The sequence below is a fragment of the Solimonas aquatica genome (assembly GCF_900111015.1).
In the GTDB taxonomy this organism is placed as follows: Bacteria; Pseudomonadota; Gammaproteobacteria; order Nevskiales; family Nevskiaceae; genus Solimonas; species Solimonas aquatica.
In genome coordinates this window covers 1-2,622 of record NZ_FOFS01000027.1, presented here as the reverse complement: position 1 = coordinate 2,622, position 2,622 = coordinate 1, and the positions used below count along the sequence as shown (strand labels likewise).

Genomic DNA, 2,622 nt, shown 5'->3' with positions numbered 1-2,622 from the left:
CCAAAAGATGTCGGGACGACCTGGGATCAGCTTGATCCGGCGATACGTGACGTGATTGTCGACATGAGGTTCCGCGGTGATTTCAAAAATCTGGCGGTCGGCCGTGAGCCCAAGGATTATCCGGAGGCGGCTAAAGATTTTCGAGATGCGCTCAAGACGAATACTCCAAAGGCGATGTGTGAGGCGTTGCTAAAGAATGAGAAAGCGTGGCGAGATGAATGGGGCGTGCCTCCAGAGAGGGCTGAAGATCGGATGATTTCGCTAGGTTATAAAAAGAATAAGCGGCAATGTTCGTGATAGAGAAATGAAAAAAGTCTTCTTGGTTATATATGCAATTCTCTTCTCTCCTATGAGCCGGCCTTCGGAGGGGTTAATACTCCCGACGGCATTGCAGGCATTGCCGCTCCATGATCCGCCATATTCTTACGTGGATGGTCCGAATATCCCCGGAAGGTGGCCTACCCCGGAAGGGGCCTTGGATTTTTTGCTCGAATTGCAGAAGGACACTCGATACGGTGTTCTGAGTGCCGGAACGGACTACTGGCACGAATCCAAGTTGAATAGAAAATATATGGGAAATGTGTCTGGGGTCACCGCGAGTCAAGTGGCCTGTCCAGCGCCTCATTGTATTCTCTTTGGGGAAGCGCTCGTTTGGCTGATCACCACCGACGACGACTATAAAATCCTCGACTATCAACTGATCGGTGGAAGTGAATATCGCTATGACAAAAGCCTGGGAAGGCCACGGCGCATAACATCCCTCGATTCTCAAATCAGTAATGGGCGCCGCATGAGGTATGCCGCTACCGACCAGAAAGGCAATGTTCTGGATTTTCGAATAACTGGAGTCTTTTGCTCCAGTTTCACCGGCCCCCATCTTGATAGCGAAATTCGCGTTGCGACAGAATTTCCTATGGAAGACTACAAAACGTTGGGGCTTGGAGACTTTATCAGGAAGGTCGAAAAGGACGGCCGGATTATCAGCAAACTTTATAGTCGGAAGAATCAGAGCGATCTGGCGGAATGCATTTACGATGGATGGTGATAGAGAAAGGGGGTAGAAATATGGGGGTAGAAAGTGGGGCAGGCTCGCATTTTTAAAGAAAATATGGGCCTGGCCCTGAGCTTTCCCCTCAAATCCTGAGTTGAAGGTCTTTTCAATCAGCAGTTTGACGGTTAGTGTGGTGTAAAAACCGAGCGTTTCAGTGCGTGCATGGCACGGCTTGTATCTCTGGAGATGGACGCCAATCCGTCACCGGAGACCCTGCCATGCACGCCACCGCAGTATTGCAGAAGCTGCTGCGCCGTTCGATTCCTTCGATTCATCTCAAACGCCTGAATGGCCTGAATGGCCTGGTGGCGCTGGTCGGCAGTGCTCTGCACGGTGGACGCCTGACCTTGTCAGCACTGGCACGCAAGCTCGACAGCTCGTGCGCGATACAGCATCGAGTCAAACGCGTGGATCGCCTGCTCGGCAATGCCAGACTGCACCAGGAGCGCCTGCTCATCTATCGGATGCTGTGCAATCTGCTGGTGGGTGGCAGGGCCGAGCCGATCCTGATCGTGGACTGGTCGGACCTGAAACCGGATCGCAGTTTGTTGCTGCTGCGTGCCTCGGTCTGGGTGCATGGCTTTGCACTGCCGATCTACGAGGAGGTTCACCCGCTGCGCCGGCAGAACAACCGGCAGGTGCAGCGCGAATTCCTGTTGACGCTGCGAATGCTTCTAGGCGAAGGGGTGCGGCCCATCGTGATCGCCGACGCCGGCTTTCGCAGCACCTGGTTCCAGGAAGTCCAGCGCCTGGAGTGGCACTGGGAGGTCCGCATTCGCGGACGTACGATGATCCTGATCGACGGCCATTGGCAGCATTGCAAGAAGCTCTTCCTCAAAGCGACGGCCAGGCCGCGCGATCTGGGGGAGCTGCCTGTGGTTCGTGCCAATTCGGTTCAGGTCCGTTTGCTACTCTAGCGCAAGCCTGCCAAAGGCCGCCATCACCTCACGCTGAGCGGCAAGGTCCGGTGCAGCAAGCTCAGCCGCAAGAACGCTGCGCGCGAGCGCGAGCCCTGGTTGATTGCCGCCTCGCCGTCCTTGTCCGACAGGGCCGCGCTGGATCTGATCAAGCTGTACCGCGTCCGCATGCGCATCGAGCACAGCTTCCGAACGCTCAAGTCACATCAGTTCGGCTTCAGCTTCGAGGACTCGCAGAGCCGCCATCCCGAGCGCATCGCCGCCTTGCGGATCGTCCACGCGCTGGCGCTGTTTCTGGCCTGGATCGCCGGCTGGGCCGCGCAGCGCGTCGGCTTGTATCACCAGCTCAAGTCCAACGCGAACAATCGACAGCGCAAAATATTGTCCATCGTGAGTCTCGGCTGCTTGGCCCTGTCCCTGCTGCGCATGACCTTGACCACGCGTCACTTCGTCACAGCGCTCGCGGCCCCACTGGCACCGCCACCGCTACAATCAGACGGGCGAATATGAGGGGAAAGCTCAGGGCCTGGCCCATTTTGCTCTGCTTCTGACACCGGGCTTGATCCCAAGCTGCGCTTGGTTGCCCAATACGCCGACGACGAAACAGGCCTGTTCTATCATCTGGCGCGCTACTACGATCCCGCGCAGGGACGC

4 protein-coding genes are annotated in these 2,622 nt (G+C 56.5%); all 4 read left to right on the top strand.

The annotated features are described in order from the left end of the window. Positions 1 to 297: DUF8812 domain-containing protein (locus BMY12_RS20430; protein ID WP_218140281.1), on the top strand; the 297-nt coding region annotated here is incomplete at its 5' end. A 7-nt stretch (positions 298 to 304) separates the two neighbouring features. Then, positions 305 to 1,045 (top strand): hypothetical protein, encoded by a 741-nt coding sequence (locus tag BMY12_RS20115; protein ID WP_143069032.1) that lies wholly within the window; start codon positions 305 to 307, stop codon positions 1,043 to 1,045. 224 nt (positions 1,046 to 1,269) lie between these two features. Further along, positions 1,270 to 1,968, top strand: coding sequence for an IS4 family transposase (locus BMY12_RS19785; RefSeq protein WP_093289739.1), 699 nt, complete (start codon positions 1,270 to 1,272; stop codon positions 1,966 to 1,968). 33 nt (positions 1,969 to 2,001) lie between these two features. Continuing rightward, positions 2,002 to 2,478, top strand: a complete 477-nt coding sequence (locus BMY12_RS19780; RefSeq protein ID WP_093289738.1) for a transposase — start codon at positions 2,002 to 2,004, stop codon at positions 2,476 to 2,478. Positions 2,479 to 2,622 lie beyond the last annotated feature (144 nt).

What these genes read in the sequence shown, in the direction of transcription:
- BMY12_RS20115 (WP_143069032.1), top strand. Translation starts at nt 305, where the DNA reads ATGAAAAAAGTCTTCTTGGTTATATATGCAATTCTCTTCTCTCCTATG.
- BMY12_RS19785 (WP_093289739.1), top strand. Translation starts at nt 1,270, where the DNA reads ATGCACGCCACCGCAGTATTGCAGAAGCTGCTGCGCCGTTCGATTCCT.